The organism is Aeromonas sp. (assembly GCF_050633025.1).
GTDB lineage: Bacteria > Pseudomonadota > Gammaproteobacteria > Enterobacterales > Aeromonadaceae > Aeromonas.
Genome location: NZ_JBODRQ010000001.1, coordinates 20,692 through 45,333 on the forward strand (window position 1 = coordinate 20,692; position 24,642 = coordinate 45,333).

The window sequence follows — 24,642 nt, forward strand, 5'->3', positions numbered from 1 at the left end:
AAGAGTGACACGAGCATACGCAGGGATGAATGGCACAACTATGAAGCTGATCAACACTTTTGCGACCGAGTTGCCCTGGGCCTGTGAACCAGTGGCTCCCCAGCCGCTGCAGCAGCCCCGGTTGCTTCATCTCAACCGGGCTTTGCTGGATGAGCTGGGATTGGGAGGCGTCAGCGAGGCTGACTGGATCGCCTGTTGTGGCGAGGGAAAAGTGCTGCCAGGTATGCAACCGGTAGCGCAGGTCTATGCTGGCCATCAGTTCGGGGGTTATAGCCCCCGGCTTGGGGATGGTCGCGCGCAGCTGCTGGGTGAGCAGCTGGCGCCGGATGGCCAGCGCTGGGATCTCCACCTGAAGGGGGCAGGAAAGACGCCGTTTTCCCGCTTTGGCGACGGCCGCGCTGTATTGCGTTCGAGCATTCGCGAATATCTCGCCTCCGAAGCGCTCCATGCCCTCGGCATACCGACTACCCGGGCGCTGGTGCTGGTGGGCAGCCAGGAGCCCGTTTATCGCGAGCAGGTGGAGACCGGGGCAACTGTGCTGCGCACCGCCCCCAGCCATCTGCGCTTCGGTCATATCGAGTATTTCGCCTGGAGCGGGCAGGGGGAGAAGATCCTGCCGCTCATCGACTATCTGCTGCGCCACCACTTCCCCGAACTGGAGAGTGGTGCCGAACTGTTTGCCGAGGTAGTGCGCCGCACCGCGCGGCTGATTGCCAAATGGCAGGCTGCGGGCTTCTGTCACGGGGTGATGAACACCGACAACATGTCGCTGCTCGGCCTGACGCTGGATTACGGCCCCTACGGCTTTATCGATGCCTACGTGCCCGATTTTGTCTGCAATCACTCGGATCCGGCGGGTCGTTACGCACTGGATCAGCAGCCTGCGGTCGGTTACTGGAATCTGCAGAAGCTGGCGCAGGCGCTGGCTGGCCATGTAGACGGTGATGCGCTGGCTGCAGCGTTGGCCCAGTATGAGCAACAGCTGATGCTGCACTACTCCGAGTTGATGCGGGCCAAACTCGGGCTGGCAGTGTGGGAGGAGGATGACCCGGCGCTGTTCCGCGAGCTGTTCCGGTTGCTGGCGGCCCACAAGGTGGATTACCACCTGTTCCTTCGTCGTCTCGGTGAGGTAACGCAAGAGGGGGCGTGGCCTGCGCCTCTGCTGGCCCTGTTGTCTGAACCAGGTGTTTGGCAGGCGTGGCTGGAACGCTATCGGGCGCGGCTAATGCGCGAAGGAAGCGAGGATGCCGTGCGCAAGGCGCAGATGGATGCCATCAACCCCAAGTATGTGCTGCGCAATGCGCTGGCCCAGCAGGTGATAGACGCCGCCGACGCAGGGGATATGCAGCCGTTCGAGCGGCTGTTCGCCGCCTTGCAGCGCCCCTATGATGAACAACCCGAATATGAGGATCTCGCCACTCCGACTCCGGCATGGTATTGCGGTGGTGAGCTCTCCTGCAGTAGCTGAGAGACAGGGGATGAGTTGGCAAATCAAACAGGTAGATAGCGAAGCTGGCATAGTGACGCTGGATTGTCCGGCGCTCGAGTGGGACACGTTTCCGCTGTTGGCGCAGGCCTTGCTACGAGATTGGGAGCTGCAGCCGCTAGAGCAGGATGCGGGGGCCGACCGCCATAGCTGGTTGCTGGAGTTTGAAGGGAGCCAGTTCAGACTGGAGTTTGAGCACTACAGCGGCTGCTGGCTGGAGGCGGTGCGCCCGGCGGATCGGGAGGCGCTGCTCTGGCTCGCCAGACAGCACAAGGCGTGACTATCGCCCACAAGGCATTCTCTTTGTCTGGCCAACTTGGGCGAGCGTAATCGCATAAAGATTGAACTATCGGTTTTGGGGCGTATAATCCTGCCCCTCGATTATCGCCAATGGTGGCGATATGGGTTCCCTAACCCCATTAACCAAAAAGGTCACAAGATGAATCTGACCCCTGCGCAGTACCAAACGGCGCTCGTTCGCCTGTCGTTGTTCCACATCCTGATCATTGCCAGCAGCAACTATCTGGTGCAGCTGCCGATCACCGTGTTTGGCTTCCACACCACCTGGGGTGCGTTCAGCTTCCCGTTTATCTTCCTCGCCACTGACCTGACGGTGCGGATCTTCGGTGCCGGTCTGGCGCGCAAGATTATCCAGACCGTGATGCTGCCAGCACTGGCGGTCTCCTATGCGCTCTCCGTACTCTTCTTTGAAGGGAGCTTCCAGGGCGTTGGTCATCTGGCCGAGTTCAACCTGTTCGTAGCGCGTATCGCGCTGGCCAGCTTTATGGCCTATCTGGTAGGGCAGTTCATGGATGTGGTGGTGTTCAACCGGCTGCGTCTGCTCAAGCAGTGGTGGATTGCACCTGCGGCCTCCACCCTGTTCGGTAATCTGGTCGATACCATCGCTTTCTTCAGTGTGGCCTTCTGGCGCACTACAGATCCTTTCATGGCAGATCACTGGGTCGAGATCGCAACCGTCGATTACGTATTCAAGTTGCTGATAAGCCTTGGTCTGTTCGTGCCGCTCTACGGTGTCTTGCTGCGCTACCTCAGCCGCAAGCTGGTGGGCGAGGCCGGATTATCCAGCCTGCCAACGGCCACCCGGCAAGCCTGACCATATTGACCACCCTTCGCGGTGGTCAATTTTTTGCACTTTCTGCAAATAGCGCTTGCCTAGTTAAATGAGAATGATTATTGTTAACTTGTTTTCCGGGAAAGACTTCATTCGTTCCAACGTGATGGACTTCTTGTGAAGGCACGACATTGCTCACATTGCTTCCAGTTAAGGGCCAGTTTATCTGGCCCTCTTTTTTTGTCATTTTTCAGCAAGTTACAGGCATAAAAAACGGGAGCCTTGGCTCCCGTCGTCACTCTGTCTGTGGCTTACTCGATATCGAGTGCCTCGGGGGAGAGGATCACCCCTGTGGTATCGGCGTAGAGGTGGTCGTCAGGCAGGAAAGTCACCCCACCGAAGTTGACCGGCAGATCGGTCTCCCCTACATCCTTGCTGTCGGCCCCGACCGGAATGGCTGCCAGTGCCTGAATGCCGATATCCAGATCTTCCAGAATATCGACTTCGCGGACGCAGCCGTAGCAGACAATCCCTTCCCACTCGTTCTCTGCTGCGGTTGTGGCGATGTCGCTGTCGATCAGGGCGCGGCGCATGGAGCCACCGCCATCGATCAGCAAGACGCGTCCCAGTCCGTTCTCTTTGACGAGTTCACGGATAAGGCCATTTGATTCGAAGCATTTGACGGTGGTGATGACGCCGCCGAAAGAGGCACGGCCGCCGAAGGAGCAGAGCATGGGTTCAAGTACATCCACCATGTCCTGATAGATGTCGCACAGTTCTGAAGTGTTGTATTCCATAGTGTCACATCCACGGCTGGAAACAGGTGGATCCAGTATAAGGAGTGAGACCGGCATTTCAATGAATATTCCTTGAACAGTCACAGGGATAACGTTTTCTACATCGGCTCGATGCAGCTCATCCGTACAGGTGAGAGGCTCATTGGGCTGATCTGTTGCAAGTGGATCTTCAATAGCGTTCAGGTTGCCGTTGCCATGCCACTATTGAGCGGCCTGCCGAGAAAGGGGTCATGCTCCGCAAGGACATGGCATTTGCCAATAGGCCAAGCTACTCAGCAAGGCGATGCCAACTGTAGGGTTTAGTGAGCGGACTGGCATCCTTGTGAGGTTTTTGCACCAGAGTGGCAATGATTTGATCGTAATGGCTGTTATTGGGGTAATTCGCTCATATAATCGCCGCCACTATGATGATTCGGAAGGATTCGATGGCAAAGTTGCTGGTGGCCGTATTCGGGCTGCTCTGTTCCTGTCTGGTGTTGGCAGGGCCGGCACCTCAGGCTACCCCACTCAAGCCCGGTATGGAGCCGCTACTCAGCTGGTTCAATGGGGCCTTTACGAGCCGGGAGCAGGCCAGTTACGACAGCCGCTTTACTAGTGCCGAGCTGCGCCTGATGGAGATCTGGCCCGGCTATCAGGGCTATCGCTGGGTCTATGCCGAGCAGTATCTGAGCATGCGCTCTATTCGCCCCTTTCGTCAGCGCATTTATCGCTTCTCACCCGCCCCTGACGGGCGGATCCTGATGGCCGAACTGACCATGCCTCGGGCTACCGATTTTGCCGGTGCCTGGCATGATCCCGCCCTGCTCGACAGTCTGACCCCGCAGCAGCTCTCCTTGCGCCACGGTTGCGAGATCTGGCTGACCCGCACCCCCTCCGGCGAATATGCCGGTCATACCCGGGTGGGCCATTGCTCCACCGATTTTGGCGGTGCCACGACGCTGGTGCAGCATATCTGGATTGGCCCCGATAGCGTCAGATTGCTGGATCGCGCCTATGACAACGCAGGGAGCCCGCGCTGGGGTAGCCCGGGTGAGGGGTATGTCTATTTGCGTCGTGCCAGGGGGGTTGGCCAGTAGGATCAGTACGGCTGGTTGCGGGCAGCTGAAGGAAGAAAAAAGCCATAAAAAAAGCGCCCATTGGGCGCCTTTTTCAGAATTCTTCAGAAGTAAAATTACTTCTTGGTGGTCATCGCACCGAAACGCTTGTTGAACTTGTCTACGCGGCCGCCGCTAGAAACTTCTTTCTGCTTGCCGGTGTAGAACGGGTGGCACTCGGAGCACACGTCCAGGTTCAGATCTTTACCGATGGTAGAGAAAGTGTTGATGACGTTACCGCAAGAGCACTTGGCGGTGATGGCTACGTAGTCAGGATGGATACCAGCTTTCATGGACAACCTCAAAGTAATAGGCCGTGTCGCCATCCGATCTCTTGTCGGACACCACACGATTGTTGAACACAGTTTCAAAGGCTGCGAATAATATAGGAAATGCCTGAGATCAGGCAAGTGGCTTCGCAGAAAAAATAGGCAACCTCTGGTGAATTCTTCCCAAACGCTGGATCTGGTTCGTGTGGCTGTACCGGTGCCACTACGCCGTCATTTCGACTATCTCTCCCCCCTGCCGTTACCTGCTCCCGGTTGTCGGGTCGAGATCCCTTTCGGCCCGCAGACATTGGTCGGGCTGGTGGTGGAACACCCGGCCGACAGTCAGGTGCCGCGCAACAAGCTCAAACCCATCAAGCGGGTGCTGGATAGCGCCCCTGTGCTGGGGCCCGACATTCTGGCGCTGATGAACTGGAGCGCCAGCTACTACCAGCATCCGCTGGGGGAGGTGCTGCCCCATGCCCTGCCGGTGCTGGTGCGCAAGGGGGAGCCTGCCGCTTATCGTGAACTGGAGTTCTGGTTTGCCACCGAGGCTGGCATGGCCATCGACCTTAACGAGCTCAAGCGGGCGGCCAAGCAGCAGCAAGCGCTCGCCTTGCTGCGCAAGGGGCCACAGACACCTTCCGCTCTCAAGCAGGAGGAGATCCAGAGCGCAGCTCTCACCGCGCTGGAGAAGAAGGGGCTGCTGGAGAAGCGCATCCTGGAGCCGAGCCACGATGGCGACTGGGCTGCCCGCTTTGAGCCGGGGGAGGGGCTGCGTCTCAACGGCGAGCAGGCGCTGGCCGTCTCTGCCGTTACCAGCCAGAGCGACAAGTTCGGCGCCTTCCTGCTGGACGGCATCACAGGTTCCGGCAAGACCGAGGTTTACCTGAGCATCCTCGAGCCTCTGCTCAAGGCGGGCAAACAGGCGCTGGTGATGGTGCCCGAGATCGGCCTCACCCCGCAGACCATCAACCGCTTCCGACGCCGCTTCAACGTGCCGGTGGTAGCGATGAACTCCGCCATGAACGATCGGGAACGGCTCGACGCCTGGCTCGCCTGCCGCGACGGCGGCGCCGCCATCCTGATCGGCACCCGCTCCGCGGTGTTCACCCCGTTTCACAACCTCGGCATCATCATCATCGACGAAGAGCACGACGGCTCCTTCAAGCAGCAGGACGGTTTTCGCTACCACGCGCGGGATCTGGCGGTGATGCGGGCCCATCGTGCCGGTATTCCGATCCTGCTTGGTTCGGCTACCCCATCGCTGGAGACATTGCACAACGCCCGCACCGGCAAGTATCACCATCTCACCCTGACTCGCCGCGCCGGCAATGCCCAGACCGCCCGTCAGGTGATCCTGGATATCAAGAACGTGCGGTTGCAGGCCGGGCTCTCCCCTCAGCTGGAGCAGTTGATGGCGGAGCATCTGGCGGCGGGCAACCAGGTGATGCTGTTTCTCAACCGCCGTGGCTATGCCCCGGCTCTTATTTGCCACCAGTGCGGCTGGAGCGCTGCCTGCGAGCGCTGCGATGCCTGGTACACCTGGCATCAGGCCGGACGACGGCTGCACTGCCACCACTGTGACAGCGTGCGCCCGTTGCCCCACCACTGCCCCGAGTGTGGCAGCAACGAGCTGATCGGATCGGGAGTGGGCACCGAGCAGCTGGAGCAGCTGCTCACTACGGTGTTCCCGCAATATCCGGTAGTGCGCATCGATCGGGACAGCACCCGCCGCAAGGGGGAGCTGGAGACCCATCTCGGCGACATCAAGGCGGGCAAGTACAAGATCCTGATCGGCACCCAGATGCTGGCCAAGGGCCACCACTTCCCGGATGTGACGCTAGTGGGTCTGCTGGATGTGGATGGCGCTCTGTTCAGCGCCGATTTTCGCGCCGCCGAGAAGCTGGCCCAGCTCTACACCCAGGTGGCGGGCCGCGCCGGTCGCGCCAGCAAACCCGGGTTGGTAGTGCTGCAGAGCCACCATCCGGAGCACGCCCTGCTGCAGGATCTGACCCAGAACGGTTACGGCCACTTCGCCGATACGGCGTTGAAAGAGCGCCGCCTGCTGGGGTTGCCGCCGTTCAGCTATCAGGGGCTGTTTCGGGCCGAGGCCAACGGCCGTGACGAGGTGCAACTGTTCCTCTCTCGCCTCGCCGATACCCTGCGCAGCGCCCGCTATCCCCACGTTCAGGTGCTGGGGCCCATCAGCGGTTTTATGGAGCGCAAGGCGGGCAAGTTCCGGATGCAGTTGCTGGTGCAGGGGCCGAATCGGGCACCGCTGGCCCAGCTGCTGGACTGGGCGGTTAAGGAGCTGGAAGGCTGGCCCGAGACCAAAAGGGTGCGCTGGAGTCTGGATATCGACCCCACCGAGCTGAGTTGATGGCGGCACCGGAGCCGGTCGCTGACAGTTATCGTCAGCGACCGATGGGTGATTTCATTTCAAGGCTCAGACCCGCAGATCGATCTGCTGCACCCAGCCTCCTTTACCCTGTTCGGTGAGATAGAGGCCGGATTGGCGCAGCACCCCCTGATTGCCGCTCTCCCCCAGATGGTTGAAGGGGGTGTCGAGGGGGCGTAGCAGGATGGCGCCGATCCCCAGTTCGACCAGCGCGATGGGGGCGTGCTCGGGATGCCAGAACTGCAGGGCTGAAAACTGGCTATCCCCCTCGTCCAGCACACCGTTGCCATCCTCATCCAGGGTTGCCAGCTCGCCGAAGCCATTGCCGGAGCGAGCACCAAACAGCTCGCCCCCATCGTCTATGGTGCCGTTGCCATTGCGATCCAGCGCCACAAAGCCGCTGCCTTCCCGCAGACCCGGCAGGCTATCCTCTTTGCCATCCTGATCAATATCGAAAGTGACCCGTGCCTCGGTCAGATCGGCAATCTTGCCATCCAGACTGAGCACCAGCGGATCCTTGAGGGCATTGAGGGTGGTGCGCCGCTGGCTCACCTCCAGCTGGCGCCAGTCGAGCACAAAGCCGAGATCGAGCTGAATAGTCTGACCATCCCGAGTCGCTACGCTGGCCGATGCCACCACGTTGAGCTGCTCCTGTTGCAGCAGGGTATCTGTCACCTCCACCAGTTGATCCGGCTCGGCGGCCTGAGCTGCGGCTTCTCCTTGGGTCACCCCTTCGCCCCCCTCTTCGGAGGAGTTGATCGGCTTGGGCAGCTCGATTTCGTGGCCCAGCATCGCCTCGATCATCAGCTTGATCAGCCGCTGGCGGTTATCCAGCCCATCGTCGGGAATGCCATCCTGCTCTTTGCCGACGTCCGCTGCGGGCGGTGTGGGAGGCGTTGAAGCTTGCTGACTGGCGGTGGATTGCCTCGCGGTTTGCAGCGTCAGGGCGCTGGTGAGGGTCAGGGTGCTGCTGCGTTCGCCGGCCGCGGCCGTGTTGTTGCCTTCCGGTGGATTGACGACGGGTGGCACGGGCCCAAGGTTACGCACCTTGCGGCTCTGGGCCTGTTGTTGCCGGTATTGCACCTCCCCCTGGAGGTCGTAGTGATCGATGCGCATATCTTCGCCCTCGGCGCTATACATCTGGTCAGTTATCGACCGATAAATAAACCGGGATTAACACCAAATCGGACTAACAGGAAGAATTGTTAGTTCCATGTTGCAAAGTGACGGTGAGGCTGGATGATGGGCATTCAGGTTGCCAGCCCGGTGGCCGGGACGACAATGGAAAGGGGAGATAGGATGAGAAACTGTCTGGTGATGGGGGCGGCGGGCTATATAGGCTCCTATCTGGTGCCCCACCTGCAAACCCTGGGCTACAAGGTGATTGCCGGGGCGCGCCGTCCCTGCCGCTTGCCTGAGGGAGTCGAGTTTCGCCTCGCCGACAGCCTCAAGCCCATCACCCTGCTGCCTGCGCTGGCGGGCATAGATACTGTCTTCTATCTGGTGCATGCCATGGGGGCAGGGGCAGACTTTCACCGGTTGGAGCAGCAGGGGGTGAAGAACTTTGCTGCCGCCGCCCGCGCTGCCGGGGTGCGTCGCATCATCTATCTCGGGGCGATCCAGCCAGAGCAGTGCAACAGCCGCCATCTCAACTCCCGCCGCTACTGTGGCGAGTTGTTTCGTGACTCCGGCGTGCCGACGGTGGAACTGCGTGCCGGCATCATCATCGGGCCCGGTTCGGCGGCGTTCGAGGTGATGCGGGATCTGGTATTCAACCTGCCGCTGATGGTGACACCGAAATGGGTGCGCTCGCGCACGCCGCCGATTGCGCTGTCCAACCTGCTGCACTATCTGGGCGGGCTGGTAGAGGCCGACGAGGTGGATGGCCGCATCTTCAACGCGGTCGGCCCCGAGCTGCTCAGCTATCAACAGCAGTTGCAGAAGTTCGCCGCCCATATCGGCAAGCGCTGCCCCATCATTCCCATCCCGTTTCTGAGTCCGCGCCTCTCCGCCTGGTGGCTGCAGTTCGTCACCTCGGTACCGCAGCCGGTGGCCAAGGCGCTGGTGGGTGGCCTCAAGCACGATATTCCGGCCGACGATGGCCCGCTGCGCGCCTTGCTGCCGCAGACCCTGCTCAGCTTCGACGAGGCGCTGGCGGAGAGTCTGGCGCTGGAGCAGACGCTGGGTGCCGAACAGCAGGGGCAGGAGACGCCGCTTGGCCTGCGCTGGCGCCATCCCGAATATGGTTTCTATGACCGTACCGCCAGCGGCGAGGCCATCTGCCTCGCCTCTCCCGAGGTGGTGTGGCAGGTGTTGCAGCAGCTGGGGGGTGAGCAGCGCTACTTCTACATGAACCAGCTGTGGGTGGTGCGCGAATGGATGGATCACCTGATCGGCGGCCCGGCCCGCACCCGTGGCCGTACCAATCCCGACCGCTTCGTTAAGGGGGATATGCTCGACTCCTGGCAGATCCTCGGGGTGGATGAGGGGCGCAGGCTCGATCTCTTGTTCAACATGAAGGCCCCGGGTGTCGGGCGGCTGGAGTTTAACATCCTGCCGGAGGAGTCCGGGTTGACCCGCATCCGGGTCACCGCTCACTGGCACCCGCAGGGCGCCTGGGGGCTGGCCTACTGGCTCGCCATGCTGCCGTTCCACCTCTTTATTTTTCAGGGGATGACCGAGGCCATCGCCCGTCAGGCCGAAGCGAGGGCAGGTATCCCGGTGATGGATTAAACCCTCTTCACATCATTCCCGCTGATAGAGTGCCCCGTTCGGGGCACTTTTTATGCGGCGGCCATGCCCGGTTATGGCAGATAGTGGTAGGCGTCTCATGGCAAAGGCTGGCATCATGCCGCGGTCTTGTTTACCGCGGATAGATAATCAGTCAGAAAAAGAAGGGATTATGAAGAAAAAACCGTCAATTTTGGGGGGCGCCTGCATCATTGCCAGCGTCTGCGTGGGAGCTGGCATGCTCGGTCTGCCGAGTTCGGGGGCGGGGGCCTGGACCCTCTGGTCGGTGCTGGCGCTGACCGTCACCATGGTGATGATGACCCTCTCCGGCTGGATGCTGCTGGAATCCTTCCAGCACCACGACATGCGGGTCTCCTTCAATACCGTGACTCGCGAGCTGCTGGGAGAGAAGCTCAATCTCCTCAACAACCTTTCGGTCTACTTTGTTGGCGGCATTCTGCTCTACGCCTATATCACCTCCTCCGGTGCCATCCTGCAGGGGATTCTGGGGATCGACAGCAAGCTTGCATCCGTGCTGTTTGTGGCGCTCTTCTCTGCGGTGGTGTGGAACTCGACCCGCGCCGTTGACCGCATCTCTGTGGTGCTGATCGCCTTCATGATCCTCAGTTTCGCCCTCGGTGTGGCCGGTCTGCTCGGCAGTATCAAGCTGCCGACCCTGCTCGATCTGGCGGGCAGCGAGAGTCGCTACGCCCCCTATGCCATGGCGATGCTGCCGGTGGCGCTCACCTCGTTTGGCTATCACCACTCTGTTGCCTCCCTGCGTGCCTATTACCAGAACGAGCAGCAGGCCAGATGGGCCATTCTGGGGGGAACCCTGATCGCGCTGGCGCTCTACGTGCTCTGGCTGCTGGGGATCTTCGGCAACCTGCCCCGTCAGGATTTTGCCCCCGTGATTGCCAAGGGGGGGGACGTGAGTGTGCTGCTCTCCGCGCTTTCAGGGGTGATCGAATCGGAGAAGGTGGCCAGCGCCATCAACGGCTTCTCCATGGCGGCCATCCTCTCCTCCTTTATCGGGGTGGGGCTCGGGGTGTTCGACTATCTGGCTGATCTGTTCAAGTTCGACAACAGCCGCGTCGGTCGCAGCAAGACCTGGGCGGTCACCTTCCTGCCGCCGCTGCTGCTCTCCCTGCTCTTCCCGTTCGGCTTCCTGCTGGCCATCGGCTATGCCGGTGCCGCCGCCACCATCTGGACTTGCATCATCCCGGCTCTGCTGGTGTTGCGCACTCGGGCGCGGGCCGAGCGGGGCGAGGTGACACCCCACTTCGTTACCCCAGGCGGCAAGCTGATGGCCTGGCTGCTGATCCTGTTCGGGTTGGCGACCGCGCTGTTCCACTTCCTGTCGATGGCAAATCTGTTGCCGGTCTATCTGGGCAACTGAGTCAGCTCTACAGCACTGACCGAAAGGGCGGCAAGGCCAACTTGTCGCCCTTTTTTGCTCCATTTTCCGCCCAGCCCGTACCGGGCAAAATGGCCATCGCCCTGACCAAGTCTGCCGAAACTACCCACGATCTGGTGCTGGCGGCAGTGGCCTCTGGCGTCGCCCGCATCGAGCTGCCCGTGGACTACATGCTGTAATCCGGCGTTGCAAACGGCCCCATAGCGGGGCCGTTTTTATCTCTGCTTCTGACGACAGCCAGAGACGCCAGCTGGGTAACAGGTTGGGGCATATGGAGGCAAATCGGGTTCAAAGGTGGTCAAACAGCGCTCTCCTCTGACACAATATTGCCACTATGACGCTAACGAGAATCAAGATGCAGCAGCCTGTCAGCGGCCGTTTGGCCCACGCACTCTCCTTCTTGCGCCATGATGGTCGCCACTTTGCCCAGTTTGTCTGGGGCCGTTTCCAGCAGGACAGATTGACGGTTACCGCCGGTTATCTGGCCTATGTCACCCTGCTTTCGCTGGTGCCGATGATCGCCGTGGTCTTTGGCATGATGTCCGCCTTCCCGGTGTTCCAGAGCCTCAAGCAGGCGATGGAGCAGTTCGTCTACCACAACTTCGTGCCGACCGCGGGCGAGATGCTCAAGGAGTACATCGACGGCTTCGTCGCCAATGCCACCAACACCACGGCAGTGGGGATTGGGGCGCTGGTGGTGGTGGCGCTGATGCTGATCTCCGCCATCGACAAGAACCTCAACTACATCTGGCGTTCGACCCAGAGTCGCCCGCTGGCGCAGGCGTTTGCCATGTACTGGATGATCCTGACCCTGGGGCCCGTGCTTATCGGGGCCAGTATCGCCATCTCCTCCTACATCTTCTCGCTGCGGCTGTTTGGCGCCGAGAGCCTGTTCGGTATCGGTTATCTGCTGTTGCGCGGTTTGCCGTTCCTCTTCTCGGTGCTTACCTTCCTGCTGGTCTATACCGTGGTGCCTAACTGCAAGGTGCGGCTGGCTCACGCCTTTATCGGTGCGCTGGTAGCGGCGACCCTGTTCGAGCTGGCCAAGCGCGGCTTTGCCATCTACATCACCAGCTTCCCCTCCTATCAGGCCATCTACGGCGCGCTGGCCACCATCCCGATCCTGTTTGTCTGGGTTTACCTCAGCTGGCTGGTGGTGCTGCTCGGCGCGGAGACTACCGCCTGCCTCGGCGAGTACGAGAAGCCGGCGAGCGAGGAGCTTGGCTAAGCCATCGCCTTGGCCACCGGTTTATTGGTAGCATCGACGACCGCCCCTGCAATCGAGCCGGGGCGGTCGTTCTGTTTTGAGAGGAGAGGGATGTGATTGCACTGATTCAGCGGGTCTCCGAGGCCAGCGTGACCGTCGAGGGGGAGGTGACCGGCGCCATCGGTCAGGGGCTGCTGGTGCTGCTCGGGGTGGAGCAGGGGGATGACGAGGCCAAGGCCGACAAACTGCTGCACAAGGTGAGCAGCTATCGGGTCTTCAGTGACGAGAATGGCAAGATGAACCTGAATGTCGGCCAGATCGGTGGCAGTCTGCTGGTGGTCTCCCAGTTTACCCTGGCGGCCGATACCAAGAGCGGGATGCGACCCAGCTTCTCCTGCGGTGCCCACCCGAGCGAGGCCGAACGCCTCTATGACGACTTCGTGGCGAAGGCTGCTGCCAGCGGCATCCCGACCGCAACCGGGCGTTTTGCCGCCGACATGAAGGTGGCGCTGGTCAACGACGGCCCGGTTACCTTCTGGCTACAGGTCTGAGGATGCCTGATCCCGCGGTATGACGTGGACGATCACGTTGATGAGCCCAGCGACCGGATAGGGGGTAGCGGGGCCAATCCACTGCTCGATCAGTGTCAGGGCGTGGGTTAGCTCCAACGCGGTGCGCGGCAACAGGTTGATGACCAGAGTGCCGTTCAGCCGGGGGGCCAGCGCCCGGTAGAGCTGCTCCTGAAACAGCAGCAGCGGGTTGCCATCCTGACTGAAGAGATCGAGCAGGATGAGATCGTACTGCTGTTCGCTCTGCTCCAGAAAGGCGAGGGCATCGGCCTGATGGAGTGCCGGAGCGGCGTGTTCATCGCTCTCCTGATGCTGGAAAAATTGCTGATAAACGGTCAACACCTCTTCGTCGAGGTCAACGCACTCGTGGCGAGCATCGGGCCAGCGTTGGCAGAGATGGCGGGTGAGATCGCCGCCACCCAACCCCAGTTCGAGGATCTGCCCGGCCTGTTCCGGCAGCAGGCAGGCGATGACCCGCTGATGGGGCAGACAGAGGGTGGCGGGGTTGGCGAGCGACATGGCGGATTGCACCACGCCGTCTATCTCCAGCCAGCGGTGCTGGTCATTTTCCTGTACCGTGAGGCGTCGCTGGGGTTTGACGCTGAGGTGCAACAAGTGATCGGCTTGGTACGCTTGCAGATTGAAGTCCATGAATTTGCACGGCAAGATGGTTTCCGACCAGTGTAACTCAAGGATGAAACTATGTACCGGGTAGTCACCCCTCAGACAGCAGCCGAGCTGGGTACTTACTGCAAGCTGCGCTGGAAACGTCTGTGCAAGTCTTTCCATCAGCCAGTCGGCGCAAACTCAAGGATCGCTTTATGTATCAGGTAGTCACCCCTCAGACAGCAGCCGAGCTGGATGCCTACTACCAGTTGCGCTGGGAACTTCTGCGTAAGCCCTTCAATCTTCCCGTCGGTTCCGAGCGGGACGAATACGACACCGTTGCCATTCACCGACTGATGCTGGCCCCCGATGGCACCCCCATCGCAGTGGGGCGCCTTTTTATCGGCGGTGACGAGGCGCAGATCCGCTTTATGGCGCTGCGTCCCGAATATCGCGGCCAGGGGCTGGGCGCCAAAATGGTGGAGGATCTCGAGCAGCTGGCTCGCAGCGAGAAGGTGAAACGGCTGGTGATGAATGCCCGTCAGGAGGCGGTGGAGTTCTATCGCAAGTGCGGTTTTCTCGAAGTGGGGGGCGGCCCCGTCACCTTTGGCCGCATTCCCCATCGCCAGATGATAAAATCCCTGAGCCCGCTGCAGACCATCCAGTACCGCCCGGAGTGGTGTCAGGATCTCACCACCCGCTGGTCGCGCGGGGTACCCATCAGCGAGAAGATGGGGATGCACATCAGCCACTACGATGGTCAGACTTTCCACCTCAAGGCCAATCTGGCGGCCAACTGCAACGTGCATGGCAGCATGTTCGCCGGCAGTGTCTATAGCCAGTGCGTGCTGGCGGGTTGGGGGCTGATCTGGCTGCAACTTAAAGAGGAGGGGCTGGTGGGCGAGCCGGTGCTGGCCGAGAGCACCATCAAATATCATGGCCCGGTCGATGAGGAGCCGGAGGCGCGAGTGGCCCGCGAGGGGATGCCCGCCGTGCTGCAGCCGCTCAAACGGGGCGAGCCTGCCACCTTCAGCCTCAAGATCCAGCTGTTCAGCGGCAGCAAGCTGGCGGCGGAGTTCTGCGGTCACTACGTGGTGCAGCCACCCCGTCGTCCGGGCCAGTAACCGCGTCGCTTCCCCATCAAACAACAAGGCCTCATCATGAGGCCTTGTCTGTTTTTACCCTTGCTGGCTGTCGCTTGTCTGCCCGGCTTGGGTCTGCACTTGGGCCTGGTTTTGGGCTTTCGTTGCGGGAGCCGGTCGCCAGAGCGGGGCGCTGTTGCCTTGCGGCGGATAGCGTACTCCCACTTCCCAGCCGCAGGCGTCCTGCTTCTGCGGGAAGCTCCAGGCCAGTGTGGGTGCCGTCAGCGGCCCGCGCCACTGGCCGAGCAGCTCGGCGCAGCGATTGCCGTTGAGGATCCCCAGATCGAGCTGCCACTGTTCGTTGACCAGATCGATCCCCCCTTGCAGCGCCAGCAGATGAGTGATGGTGGAGGCGCCAGCCTGCTCGACTTGTAGTTGCCCCTTGTCGATCTTGCCCTGCAGCTTGATGCGGTAGAAGGGGGTGTCACCCTCCTGCATCGCCTGCCACAGCTGATCCGGCGTCAGGGTGGGCGGGGTCGCCCCTTTGAACCACTCATCCAGCAGCGGATCTATCTTCACCTTGTCCCAGAACGGCTCGTCGGCATCGAGGGCAAAGCTGCCTTGCAGGGTCTGGCGCCACTCGCCCGCCGTTTTGCCGTGTTCGGCTTGCAGGTCGGCGCTCACGTCCGCTTTGCCGGCAAAGGAGACCGGGGAGTGGAATATCTTGCCCCACTGCTGCAGATCCAGCTTGGTCGCCTGCAACTGCAGGCGGCTGCTCTGGCCCGGTTCGCGGCCCCACTGGCCACTCAGGCTGAGAGTGCCCTCATCCGGCAGCGAGCTGGTGAGCTTGCCCAGCTGCCACGAGCTGGGGGTGAGTTCGCCATCCAGTTCGCCGTTGCGGGCGCTGAGGCCATCCCACACCAGTTCGAACCACTTGCTCTCGATGCGGGCGCGACCGAGCAGCGGGCCGGGTTGGTTATCGCGCAGGGCGAGATCGCTCAGATAGAGCTGCCAGCCGGTCAGCGACAGGGGCAGGGTATCGTCGAAGGAGAGCACCTTGAGCTTGTCGAACGCCAGCTTGCGGATATCCACCTGCTGCGGGCGCCAGCTCTGCCAATCCTGCCACCACCCCTGTGGCAGGCTGATATCCATGCCGCTCAGCGCCACGTCTTTCAGGGTCAGCTTCTGCTGCTGGCTATCGAGGGAGAGCTCGACATTGAACTCCCCTTCATAGGCCTTGCCCTGTAGTTCGCCGTCGATCTGTTGGGGCGAGAAGGCGAGTTTGCCCTTGATCTCCTCCAGCTGGAACAGGCCGCGCCCCATGTCGCCCAGGGTGCCGCTCAGATAGCCGGTGGGCTGGTTGCCCGCCTGCCAGTTGAAGGCGGTGAGCTGGCCGCTGAAGTTGTTGAAGGAGAGCTCCTGATTGATGTCGTTGAGGCTGACGCCGTCCAGCTGACCGCGATCCAGCGACACGCTTTGCAACGGGAAGCGCTGCGGGAAGCCTTGTTGTGTCAGATCCCCCAGCTCCACCCGCATGCCGCGCGCCTTGAGATCGTGCAGTTGCAGGGTGCGAGCGGGCCAGTCCAGCACCATGCCGGTCTCCAGCAGACCGTCGAACAGGTTGGTCACCAGCTTGTCGCTGCGCAGCACTTCTCCTTCCAGCCGTCCTTGCAGGTTGAGACGGGCGAAGGTGAACTGCGGAGTCTCCAGCTGGCCGATATTGAGGCTCAGGTTGGCCTGTGGTTGCCGTTTCGGGTCGATCAGCTCCCAGTCACTCAGGGTGGCATTGAGGCCGCGCAGGGTCAGCTCGGGGCTTTCCAGACTGAGCCGGTCTATGGTGCTGTCGCTGATGGTGAGGGAGTGCACCGGCAGGCTAGGTAGCTGGTTGGGCAGCGGCAGCTTGATGGCGGGGCGAATGAGATCGAGATGGGCGATCCGCACGTCGCGGCTCAGCCAGTCGATGCTCTCGATCTCCAGATAGATCTTGTCGAGGGAGACTGCATCGCCGTAGCGTACCTGTTCCGCCAGCAGGGTGTAAGGGTGCAGCGGGTTGAACACCAGTCGCCCTATGGTGACCGGCACGCCGGTCTGCTGGCTGATCCAGCTGGCGATGGGGCCTTTGGCGCGCTCGGCGTCGAACAGGCCGAGGGCAACCCAGACAAACAGCAGCAGGAAGGCGAAGGTGTAGAGCAGGCCGCGTAGCCAGGAATTCATAAGTGCTTTCCTCCTGTATTGGTTGAGTGATCAGGCGTTGGCAGCGTGATCCCGCAGGTCAGGCATTGGAATAGTGATCCCGCAGGCCGAGCCAACGGCGAATCAAGGGTTCGACATGGCTTGGGTGCCTATCCATGAGGAAGCGCGCCATTTTTTGCACCTGTGGAATAAGCGGCTGATCCCGCACCAGATCGGCGATCTTGAGATCGGCCAGACCGGTCTGGCGGGTGCCGAGCAGTTCCCCCGGGCCGCGCAGTTCCAGATCTCGCTGGGCGATGAGAAAGCCGTCGTTGGTCTCCCGCAGCACCCCGAGCCGGCTCTGGGCCGTCTTGGACAAGGGGGCATGATAGAGCAGCACGCAGTGAGAGGCTACCGCGCCCCGGCCAACCCGCCCACGCAGCTGGTGCAACTGCGCCAGCCCGAGCCGTTCCGGGTTCTCGATGATCATCAGGCTGGCGTTGGGCACATCCACCCCCACCTCGATGACGGTGGTGGCGACCAGCAGTTGCAGTATGCCCGCCTTGAACTCCTCCATCACCCGCTGTTTCTCCACCGGCCGCATCCGGCCGTGCACCAGCCCGATATGCAGACCGGGCAACAGGTTCTGCAGCTCGGCGGCGGTATCCTCGGCGGCCTGACACTCCAGCACCTCCGACTCCTCGATCAGGGTGCAGACCCAGTAGGCCTGCTTGCCCTCGGTGCAGGCGAGCTTGACCCGCTCGATCACGTCGCCGCGACGGCTGTCGGGCAGCGCGACTGTGGTGATGGGGGTTCGGCCCGGCGGCAGTTCGTCGATGACCGAGGTATCGAGGTCGGCATAGGCGGTCATCGCCAGGGTGCGGGGGATGGGGGTAGCGGTCATGATGAGTTGATGGGGATGTACCCCTTCCCGCTCCCCTTTCTCGCGCAGGGCTAGGCGCTGATGCACCCCGAATCTGTGCTGTTCATCGATGATGACCAGCGCCAGACGCTGGAACACTACCTGCTCCTGAAAGATGGCGTGGGTGCCCACCACCATCTTGACGCTGCCGTCTTTGATCGCGGCCAGCGACTCTTCCCGCGCCTTGCCTTTCTGTTTGCCCGCCAGCCAGCCGACTCCGATGCCGAGCGGTTCCAGCCACTTGGCGAAGTTGATGGCGTGCTGTTCCGCCAGCAGCTCGGTCGGCGCCATCAAGCCCACCTGACAGCCGTTGCCGATAGCCTGCAGGGCGGCCAGTGCCGCGACCAGGGTTTTGCCGGAGCCCACGTCGCCCTGCACCAGCCGCATCATGGGGTGGCTCTGTTGCAGATCCTTACTTATCTCGGCCACTACCCGGCTCTGGGCGCCGGTGGGCTTGAACGGCAGGGCGCCGAGCAGCTGTTCGACCAGCGCGGGCGCCGGTTTGAGGGCGCGGGCCAGCTGGGTTTGTGCCTGAGCCCGCACCTTGAGTACCGAGAGGTTGTGAGCCAGCAGCTCCTCCAGCACCAGTCGCTGCTGGGCCGGATGCTGGCCGCTTTCCAGCAGCGGCAGTGCCACCGAGGGGGATGGACGGTGCAGCAGCTTCAAGGCGGCGGCCAGTTCAATCTGGTGGGGATAGAGGCCGGCGGGCAGCAGCTCCTCCACGCCGTAGAGGTCGAGCTGGGCCAGCGCCTGATCGGTGAGGTTGCGCAGGGTGAGCTGGCGCAGCCCTTCGGTGGTCGGGTAGACGGGGGTGAGCGCCTCTTCGGTCTGGCCGGCTTGCTCCTCGCCGAGCAGCTTGTACTCGGGGTGGGCCATCTCCAGCCCGTATTTGCCGGGGCGCACCTCGCCAAAGCAGCGGATCAGGCGGCCCGCCGCCAGACTGTTCTTCTGGGCGGCGGTGAAGTTGAAGAAGCGCAGGGTGAGGGTGCCGGTACCGTCGCTGATGCGACAGACCATCATGCGGCGGCGCCCCATCACCAGCTGAGTGTCCTGGATTTCGCCCTCGACGGCGCCGTGCAGACCGGGCGGCAGATCGCCGATGGGCCACACCTGGGTGCGGTCCTCGTAGCGCAGGGGAAGGTGGAACAGCAGATCCTGTACCGTGGCCAGTCCCAGCCGCTCGAGCTTCTCCTGCATCTTGCTGCCGACACCCTTGAGGCTGTCGAGAGGAATTTTATCCAATTTCATCAATTAGATGCCCGAAAACACTGTAAATATGTCCAGATGATAGGGGTTGTTGAGGGGCCGATGCAAGCCGAGTTGCTGCTGGCAGGGCCGTCAAGGCGGGGGAAACGGCGGATAGAACAAAGGCCTGCCGAAAACGGGAGGCCTTTGTGCGGTTGCTAACAGGCAAGGTGCGGGCGCATGGCGCCCGGGGTCAGATAATCCGCTTGAGCAGCAGATGGGCCTTGACCCGGTGGATCCGTCCCAGCAGCTTGCGCACCTGTTCCGGGTAGTCCTGGATCTGCTCCACCTGATCGAAGTGGCTGATGCGCTTGGTGTTGGTCAGGATGTTCTCCCGCTCCGCGTTGAACTGGGGACGCAGCAGGTGGCGACGATCGTGTACCAGCAGGCCGTTCTCCAGATCGAGCGCCCAGGCGCGGGGGTTGAGGTTGTTGCCGGTGAGCAGGGCCCACTCGTCATCCACGAAGATCCCCTTGAGATGGTAGGAGTTGCGCTCGCAACACCAGAGCATCAGGTTGAGGCGACCGTCGTCGATGTGGCGCTGGTTGCGCTCGGCAAACTTGCGCAGGTTGGTCTCGTAGAGATAGGGCAGACCACCGATGGTTGAGAACTTCTCTTCCGGAGGAATGAAGAAGTCGTTGGCGGTCTTGTCGCCCACCACGATGGTGACTTTGCAGCCGCGCTGCAGCAGATCCTCGATATCCTTGCTCAACTCCTTGGGGGGGTTGAAGTAAGGGGTGCAGATGAAGATCTCACGCTCGGTGGCGCGCACCAGATTGCGGATCATCAGGTTGAGCTGATTGTTGTGCTTGCCCAGACCCACCATGGGGGTGACAGCCACCTCTTGGGTGTTGACCGGCATGGTGCTGAAGCGGTACTGGCTCTGGCGCAGGTTCTGCTTAAAGCGGCGGATTGGACCCTTCAGCTGTTTGGCGCTGGGGATATCGCTGTGATCCAGTCGCTGCACCGCGTCGCTCTTCACGAACAGGTCATCCACATAGTTGACCATGCTGCGGGCCAGCTCCGGGCTGGTGATCTGGTGATAGCGATCGAAGCGGTAGCGATCCTGCTGGTGCAGGTAGATGTCGTTGAGGCTGGCGCCGGAGTAGAGCACCACATCATCAAAGATGAAACCCTTGAGGTGGAGCACGCCGAGCAACTCGCGCCCTTTGACCGGCACGCCGTAGATTTCGATCTGGTGCTCGTGTTCGGCAGCCATGGCCTGATACATCAGGTGGTTGCCGCCCTGCTTGCCCTTGCCGATCAGGCCGCGCTGGGCACGGTGGAAGTCGACGAACAGCTTGATGTCGAGGGCCGGATTGCGCTGCTTGGCGGCGTAGAGGGCGGAGAGGATCTCCCGGCCCGCCTCGTCATCCTGCAGATAGAGTGCAACCAGATAGATGCGCCGGGTGGCACTGGCGATAAGCGCAAGAATGCGGCGTTTGAAATCCTGGGCGCTGTAGAGCACTTCAAACTGATCTGCTGCGACGGCGATCTGGGGCAGGCGCGCCAGCAGTTGTCGATAATGGGCCGATGAATGCATAGATAAACCTGAAATCACGGGGTTAAGCGTTCCACTCGGAGCGATGAATAGGCGATTCTAGCAATCTCGCCCTCTCAGCCAAAGAAAGAATCATCAGAAAGATGAAAAAGGCCTCACGAGTGAGGCCTTTTTCTGGCAACGGTTGCGAATGGCGGACGGACGCGACCCGCCTGCATCCTTGTGACGGGATAACTAGTCATTTAGAAAAGCATGCTGGCCAACGCCACAATGAGGAAGGCTATGGTACCAAGTAGTGTTTCCATGACGGTCCAGGTTTTAAGGGTTGTCTTCTCGTCCATGTTGAGAAAGCGACTGACCAGCCAGAAACCAGAGTCGTTAAAGTGGGAAAGTACGGTCGCTCCGCCTGCGATGGCGATGACGATAAAGGTAAGATCAAGCTCGCTTAGTCCTGTGGTAGCAGCTATGGTCGGCGCCATCAGCGCAGCTGTGGTAGTCAGCGCTACGGTAGCCGAGCCTTGAGCAACCCGCAGAGCGGCAGAAACAAGGAAGGCGGCAAGGATTACTGGCATGCCGGTGTCGGAGAGGACATCAGCAAGCGCGGTGCCGATGCCGCTCGCACGCAGCACCCCACCGAACATGCCACCGGCACCTGTTACCAGAATGACGGCACAGACGGGGGCTAATGCATCGTTGCAGAACTTTTCGAGCTGTACCTTGCCCTGAGCCTGGCGGAACATAAAGAGGGCGTAGATCACGGTTATTAGCAGGGCCACCGGGGTCTTGCCAATCATGCGTAGCACGTTGACCCAGTCCGCTCCCTTGTCGATGACTCCCATGGTACCCAAGGTATTGAGGCCGGTATCCATGAAGATCAGCAGTAGCGGCAGCAGCAGGATGGAAATCACTTGGCTGAAGCTGGGGGCCTTGTCAGCTTCCTGCTCGGCGTTGGCAGTAAAGCTCGGGGGCAGGGGGAGGTCAAACTTCTTGCCGGACCAGAGCCCGAATAGGTAGGCGCCTATGTACCAGGTGGGCAGCGCGACCAGTAGACCCACGACAGTCAGCAGACCAATGTTGGCACCCAGCAGTTCGCTGGCGGCCACTGGGCCTGGGTGTGGTGGCAGGAAGGCGTGCATCACCGCAAAGGCACCGGCGGAGGGGAGAGCATATTTGAGGACGGAGCCGCCAAACTGCTTCGCCACGCTGAAGATGATGGGCAGCATGACGATGAGGCCGGCGTCGAAGAAGATCGGGAAGCCGAATAGCAGGGAGGCCACACCGAGCGCGAAGGGCGCGCGGTGAGATCCGAAGCGGTTTATCAGGGTATCGGCCAGAACCTTGGCACCCCCCGTCATCTCCAGGATTCGGCCAATCATGGCGCCCAATCCGACCAGTAGTGCCACCGAGGCGAGCGTGCCGCCGAAGCCGGTTAGCATGGTGGGGATCACTTGATCATAGGTGACGCCGGTAGCCAATGCTGTCAGCAGACTCACCAGGGTCAATGCCACGAAGGCGTGAACCTTGAACCGCATGATGAGCATTAGCAACATGACGATTGCCCCTACTGCAACCGAGAGCAGATAGGTTACATCTGGCGTGTTCATTGCTCCGTCCATAAATGTGTCCTCAAATAATACCGATTGTTGTTATGCACATTTCTGTGCTCCACTTCACATTGCGCAACGTTACCGGTAACATGTTACCGGTAACGTGTTAGATTAGAACCCATCAACAGCTGGTTTTTTGAAAAGTGGGACAGAGGTCAAATTATGGCGGGTAAGTGCATTATCGTGATGGGTGTGTGTGGTAGCGGCAAATCCAGCGTGGGTCTGAAAGTGGCCGAAGCGCTGGGCGCCAAGTTCATCGATGGTGATGACCTGCACCCCAAGGCCAACATCCAGAAGATGGCTGGCGGCAACCCCCTCAACGATGAGGATCGTGCCCCCTGGCTGGAGCGGATCCGCGACGCCGCCTACAGTCTCGAGCAGAAGAACGAGACCGGCATCATCGTCTGTTCCGCTCTCAAAAAGAATTACCGCGACCAGATCCGCGAAGGCAACGAGTCGGTCAGCTTCATCTTCCTCGACGGCAGCCAGCCGCTGATCCTCGAGCGGATGCGTGCCCGCAAGGGCCACTTCATGCGCGAAAGCATGGTACAAAGTCAGTTCGATACTCTGGAGCGCCCGGATGGCGAAGCCGGTGTATTCCACATTGATATAGACGGCACCTTCGAACAGGTGGTTGACCGCGCCGTCACAGCATTGGAGCAAGCCCAATGATTCATAAGGTAATTTCCGATGTCACTGCCCGCATCCGCGAGCGCAGTGCCGCCCGCCGTCAGGCCTTTATGGCCCGCATCCAGCGTCAGGCCGAGCAGGGCAAGACCCGCGCCGCACTGGCCTGCGGCAACCTGGCCCACGCCGTGGCCGCCTGCAGCAGTGACGAGAAGGGTCGCATCCTCGACATGACCCGCGCCAACGTCGGCATCGTCACCGCCTACAACGACATGCTGAGTGCCCATCAGCCCTATCAGGGCTATCCGGATATCATCAAGGGCGCGCTGGCCGAACTGGGCCACAGTGCTCAGGTTGCTGGCGGCGTGCCCGCCATGTGCGACGGCGTGACTCAGGGTCAGCCGGGGATGGACATGTCCCTCTTCTCCCGCGACCTGATCGCTCAGGCCACCGCGCTGTCGCTCTCTCACAACACCTTTGATGCGACCCTGCTGCTCGGTATCTGCGACAAGATCGCCCCGGGTCAGATCATGGGGGCCCTCTCCCACGCTCACCTGCCGACTGCATTTGTTCCTGCTGGCCCGATGGCGAGCGGCATCAGCAACGACGAGAAGGTGAAGGTGCGTCAGAAGTACGCTGCCGGTGAAGTGGGTCGCGATGCCCTGCTGGAGATGGAGTGCGGCGCCTACCACGCGGCAGGCACCTGCACCTTCTACGGCACCGCCAACACCAACCAGCTGGTATTCGAGGCCATGGGCCTGATGCTGCCGGGCTCCGCTTTTGTGCACCCGCACAGCGAGCTGCGCCATGCCCTGACCATTGAGGCGGCACGCCGCATCAGCGCCATGATCCCGGGTTCCCCGGCCTATCGCCCGTTGAGCGAGGTGCTGGATGAGCGCTCGTTGGTCAACGGTCTGGTGGCCCTGCTCGCCTCCGGCGGCAGCACCAACCACAGCATCCACATGGTGGCGCTGGCCCGCGCGGCCGGTCTGGTACTGACCTGGGATGACATCAGCGATCTCTCCGACGTGGTGCCGCTGCTGGTTCGCATGTACCCGAACGGCCCGGCCGACGTGAACGCCTTCGAACAGGCGGGCGGCGTGCCCGGCCTGATGCGCCGTCTGGCCGAAGAGGGGCTGATCCACATGGATGCCACTCCGGTCTTTGGCGAGATGCAGGATTACCTCAGCCGTCCGGTACTGGTCGATGGCCAGCTGGTATGGCAGCCGGTCGGCGAGAGCGGCGATGCGAGCGTGTTGTCGCCTTCCGGCAGCGTATTCCAGGCCACTGGCGGCACCAAGCTGCTGGCGGGCAATCTGGGCCGCGCCGTGGTCAAGGTCTCCGCCGTGGCTCCCGAGTATCGGGTGATTGAAGCGCCAGCGCGTGTCTTCTCCTCCCAACATGCGGTGGAAGCGGCCTACAAGGCGGGCGATCTCAATCAGGATGCCGTCATCGTGGTGCGTCACAATGGCCCGGCCGCCAACGGCATGCCGGAGCTGCACAAGCTGATGCCGGTGCTCGGCAACCTGCAGAAGGCAGGCTACAAGCTGGCGCTGGTTACCGATGGCCGTCTCTCCGGTGCCTCCGGCAAGATCCCGGCCGCCATCCACGTCACCCCGGAAGCGCTGCACGGCGGGGCCATCGGCCTGCTTGCCGATGGCGACCTGCTGCGGGTTGACGCGGTAAACGGCAGCCTCGACTGCCTGACCGATTTGAGTGGCCGTACCCAGGCCGAGATTGACCTCACTTCGGAACAAGAGGGGTGGGGCCGTGAACTGTTCAGCGTGATGCGTCGCGCGGTATCGAGCGCCGAGTGTGGCGCCACCATCTTTGAATAAGGA

The 24,642-nt window shown here is 61.4% G+C and carries 20 protein-coding genes; 12 read left to right on the forward strand and 8 right to left on the reverse strand.

Annotated features, from left to right (window positions below; translation table 11 throughout):
- Positions 1–40: 40 nt before the first annotated feature.
- The 3 genes from ACRAUW_RS00100 to ACRAUW_RS00110 all read left to right on the forward strand — a co-directional run bounded on the left by ACRAUW_RS00100 (position 41) and on the right by ACRAUW_RS00110 (position 2,600).
- On the forward strand, positions 41–1,468 hold the full coding sequence (locus tag ACRAUW_RS00100; protein ID WP_431360658.1) for a protein adenylyltransferase SelO: 1,428 nt from the start codon (positions 41–43) through the stop codon (positions 1,466–1,468).
- A gap of 10 nt (positions 1,469–1,478) precedes the next feature.
- On the forward strand, positions 1,479–1,766 hold the full coding sequence (locus tag ACRAUW_RS00105) for a DUF3630 family protein (protein WP_431360659.1): 288 nt from the start codon (positions 1,479–1,481) through the stop codon (positions 1,764–1,766).
- Positions 1,767–1,925: 159 nt separating this feature from the next.
- Positions 1,926–2,600: a 7-cyano-7-deazaguanine/7-aminomethyl-7-deazaguanine transporter gene (locus ACRAUW_RS00110; protein WP_431360660.1), complete on the forward strand. Its 675-nt coding sequence runs from the start codon at positions 1,926–1,928 to the stop codon at positions 2,598–2,600.
- 269 nt (positions 2,601–2,869) lie between these two features.
- On the opposite strand, the gene rraA is transcribed toward ACRAUW_RS00110, so the two are convergent.
- Complete coding sequence (gene rraA, locus ACRAUW_RS00115; RefSeq protein WP_431360661.1) at positions 2,870–3,355, reverse strand: ribonuclease E activity regulator RraA; 486 nt, start codon at positions 3,353–3,355, stop codon at positions 2,870–2,872.
- A 425-nt stretch (positions 3,356–3,780) separates the two neighbouring features.
- On the opposite strand from rraA, the gene ACRAUW_RS00120 reads away from it, so the two are divergent.
- Complete coding sequence (locus tag ACRAUW_RS00120) at positions 3,781–4,431, forward strand: chromophore lyase CpcT/CpeT (protein WP_431360662.1); 651 nt, start codon at positions 3,781–3,783, stop codon at positions 4,429–4,431.
- 95 nt (positions 4,432–4,526) lie between these two features.
- On the opposite strand, the gene rpmE is transcribed toward ACRAUW_RS00120, so the two are convergent.
- The gene (gene rpmE, locus ACRAUW_RS00125; RefSeq protein WP_005340673.1) at positions 4,527–4,742 is read right to left on the reverse strand and encodes a 50S ribosomal protein L31; all 216 of its coding nucleotides are present in this window, start codon (positions 4,740–4,742) and stop codon (positions 4,527–4,529) included.
- A 148-nt stretch (positions 4,743–4,890) separates the two neighbouring features.
- On the opposite strand from rpmE, the gene priA reads away from it, so the two are divergent.
- On the forward strand, positions 4,891–7,098 hold the full coding sequence (gene priA / locus ACRAUW_RS00130) for a primosomal protein N' (protein WP_431360663.1): 2,208 nt from the start codon (positions 4,891–4,893) through the stop codon (positions 7,096–7,098).
- A 66-nt stretch (positions 7,099–7,164) separates the two neighbouring features.
- On the opposite strand, the gene ACRAUW_RS00135 is transcribed toward priA, so the two are convergent.
- Positions 7,165–8,256, reverse strand: a complete 1,092-nt coding sequence (locus ACRAUW_RS00135; protein ID WP_431360664.1) for a hypothetical protein — start codon at positions 8,254–8,256, stop codon at positions 7,165–7,167.
- Positions 8,257–8,415: 159 nt separating this feature from the next.
- Between ACRAUW_RS00135 and ACRAUW_RS00140 the strand changes: the two genes are divergently transcribed.
- The 4 genes from ACRAUW_RS00140 to dtd all read left to right on the forward strand — a co-directional run bounded on the left by ACRAUW_RS00140 (position 8,416) and on the right by dtd (position 13,021).
- Positions 8,416–9,849 carry a DUF2867 domain-containing protein gene (locus tag ACRAUW_RS00140; protein WP_431360665.1) on the forward strand — a complete coding sequence of 478 codons (1,434 nt, stop codon included), beginning with the start codon at positions 8,416–8,418 and terminating at the stop codon, positions 9,847–9,849.
- 169 nt (positions 9,850–10,018) lie between these two features.
- Complete coding sequence (locus ACRAUW_RS00145) at positions 10,019–11,245, forward strand: aromatic amino acid transporter (protein ID WP_431360666.1); 1,227 nt, start codon at positions 10,019–10,021, stop codon at positions 11,243–11,245.
- A 373-nt stretch (positions 11,246–11,618) separates the two neighbouring features.
- Positions 11,619–12,491 (forward strand): virulence factor BrkB family protein, encoded by an 873-nt coding sequence (locus tag ACRAUW_RS00150; protein ID WP_431360667.1) that lies wholly within the window; start codon positions 11,619–11,621, stop codon positions 12,489–12,491.
- Between the two features lie 92 nt (positions 12,492–12,583).
- Positions 12,584–13,021, forward strand: coding sequence for a D-aminoacyl-tRNA deacylase (dtd, locus tag ACRAUW_RS00155; RefSeq protein ID WP_431360668.1), 438 nt, complete (start codon positions 12,584–12,586; stop codon positions 13,019–13,021).
- Here the strand turns inward: dtd and ACRAUW_RS00160 are convergent.
- Positions 13,010–13,690, reverse strand: coding sequence for a spermidine synthase (locus tag ACRAUW_RS00160; RefSeq protein WP_431360699.1), 681 nt, complete (start codon positions 13,688–13,690; stop codon positions 13,010–13,012). The two genes, dtd and ACRAUW_RS00160, sit on opposite strands and share 12 nt — an antisense overlap.
- A gap of 170 nt (positions 13,691–13,860) precedes the next feature.
- On the opposite strand from ACRAUW_RS00160, the gene ACRAUW_RS00165 reads away from it, so the two are divergent.
- Positions 13,861–14,769, forward strand: a complete 909-nt coding sequence (locus tag ACRAUW_RS00165; protein WP_431360700.1) for a YiiD C-terminal domain-containing protein — start codon at positions 13,861–13,863, stop codon at positions 14,767–14,769.
- A gap of 54 nt (positions 14,770–14,823) precedes the next feature.
- Here ACRAUW_RS00165 and ACRAUW_RS00170 read toward each other — a convergent pair whose 3' ends face one another.
- The 4 genes from ACRAUW_RS00170 to ACRAUW_RS00185 all read right to left on the reverse strand — a co-directional run bounded on the left by ACRAUW_RS00170 (position 14,824) and on the right by ACRAUW_RS00185 (position 22,171).
- On the reverse strand, positions 14,824–16,941 hold the full coding sequence (locus tag ACRAUW_RS00170; RefSeq protein WP_431360669.1) for an AsmA family protein: 2,118 nt from the start codon (positions 16,939–16,941) through the stop codon (positions 14,824–14,826).
- A gap of 58 nt (positions 16,942–16,999) precedes the next feature.
- Positions 17,000–19,069: an ATP-dependent DNA helicase RecG gene (recG, locus tag ACRAUW_RS00175; RefSeq protein ID WP_431360670.1), complete on the reverse strand. Its 2,070-nt coding sequence runs from the start codon at positions 19,067–19,069 to the stop codon at positions 17,000–17,002.
- A gap of 190 nt (positions 19,070–19,259) precedes the next feature.
- Positions 19,260–20,609, reverse strand: coding sequence for a CDP-diacylglycerol--serine O-phosphatidyltransferase (pssA, locus tag ACRAUW_RS00180; RefSeq protein WP_431360671.1), 1,350 nt, complete (start codon positions 20,607–20,609; stop codon positions 19,260–19,262).
- A gap of 200 nt (positions 20,610–20,809) precedes the next feature.
- Positions 20,810–22,171, reverse strand: coding sequence for a GntP family permease (locus ACRAUW_RS00185; protein ID WP_431360672.1), 1,362 nt, complete (start codon positions 22,169–22,171; stop codon positions 20,810–20,812).
- A gap of 165 nt (positions 22,172–22,336) precedes the next feature.
- Between ACRAUW_RS00185 and ACRAUW_RS00190 the strand changes: the two genes are divergently transcribed.
- Together ACRAUW_RS00190 and edd are read left to right on the forward strand one after the other, a co-directional pair.
- Positions 22,337–22,846, forward strand: a complete 510-nt coding sequence (locus ACRAUW_RS00190) for a gluconokinase (protein WP_431360673.1) — start codon at positions 22,337–22,339, stop codon at positions 22,844–22,846.
- The gene (gene edd / locus ACRAUW_RS00195) at positions 22,843–24,639 is read left to right on the forward strand and encodes a phosphogluconate dehydratase (protein ID WP_431360674.1); all 1,797 of its coding nucleotides are present in this window, start codon (positions 22,843–22,845) and stop codon (positions 24,637–24,639) included. Before ACRAUW_RS00190 ends, edd begins: the two co-directional genes overlap by 4 nt.
- Positions 24,640–24,642 lie beyond the last annotated feature (3 nt).

Excerpts from the sequence above, each read along its gene's own strand:
- ACRAUW_RS00100 (WP_431360658.1), top strand. The coding sequence starts at position 41 with ATGAAGCTGATCAACACTTTTGCGACCGAGTTGCCCTGGGCCTGTGAA.
- ACRAUW_RS00105 (WP_431360659.1), top strand. The coding sequence starts at position 1,479 with ATGAGTTGGCAAATCAAACAGGTAGATAGCGAAGCTGGCATAGTGACG.
- ACRAUW_RS00110 (WP_431360660.1), top strand. The coding sequence starts at position 1,926 with ATGAATCTGACCCCTGCGCAGTACCAAACGGCGCTCGTTCGCCTGTCG.
- rraA (WP_431360661.1), bottom strand. The coding sequence starts at position 3,355 with ATGGAATACAACACTTCAGAACTGTGCGACATCTATCAGGACATGGTG.
- ACRAUW_RS00120 (WP_431360662.1), top strand. The coding sequence starts at position 3,781 with ATGGCAAAGTTGCTGGTGGCCGTATTCGGGCTGCTCTGTTCCTGTCTG.
- rpmE (WP_005340673.1), bottom strand. The coding sequence starts at position 4,742 with ATGAAAGCTGGTATCCATCCTGACTACGTAGCCATCACCGCCAAGTGC.
- ACRAUW_RS00135 (WP_431360664.1), bottom strand. The coding sequence starts at position 8,256 with ATGTATAGCGCCGAGGGCGAAGATATGCGCATCGATCACTACGACCTC.
- ACRAUW_RS00140 (WP_431360665.1), top strand. The coding sequence starts at position 8,416 with ATGAGAAACTGTCTGGTGATGGGGGCGGCGGGCTATATAGGCTCCTAT.
- ACRAUW_RS00145 (WP_431360666.1), top strand. The coding sequence starts at position 10,019 with ATGAAGAAAAAACCGTCAATTTTGGGGGGCGCCTGCATCATTGCCAGC.
- ACRAUW_RS00150 (WP_431360667.1), top strand. The coding sequence starts at position 11,619 with ATGCAGCAGCCTGTCAGCGGCCGTTTGGCCCACGCACTCTCCTTCTTG.
- ACRAUW_RS00160 (WP_431360699.1), bottom strand. The coding sequence starts at position 13,690 with ATGGACTTCAATCTGCAAGCGTACCAAGCCGATCACTTGTTGCACCTC.
- ACRAUW_RS00165 (WP_431360700.1), top strand. The coding sequence starts at position 13,861 with ATGTATCAGGTAGTCACCCCTCAGACAGCAGCCGAGCTGGATGCCTAC.
- ACRAUW_RS00170 (WP_431360669.1), bottom strand. The coding sequence starts at position 16,941 with ATGAATTCCTGGCTACGCGGCCTGCTCTACACCTTCGCCTTCCTGCTG.
- recG (WP_431360670.1), bottom strand. The coding sequence starts at position 19,069 with ATGAAATTGGATAAAATTCCTCTCGACAGCCTCAAGGGTGTCGGCAGC.
- pssA (WP_431360671.1), bottom strand. The coding sequence starts at position 20,609 with ATGCATTCATCGGCCCATTATCGACAACTGCTGGCGCGCCTGCCCCAG.
- ACRAUW_RS00185 (WP_431360672.1), bottom strand. The coding sequence starts at position 22,171 with ATGAACACGCCAGATGTAACCTATCTGCTCTCGGTTGCAGTAGGGGCA.
- ACRAUW_RS00190 (WP_431360673.1), top strand. The coding sequence starts at position 22,337 with ATGGCGGGTAAGTGCATTATCGTGATGGGTGTGTGTGGTAGCGGCAAA.
- edd (WP_431360674.1), top strand. The coding sequence starts at position 22,843 with ATGATTCATAAGGTAATTTCCGATGTCACTGCCCGCATCCGCGAGCGC.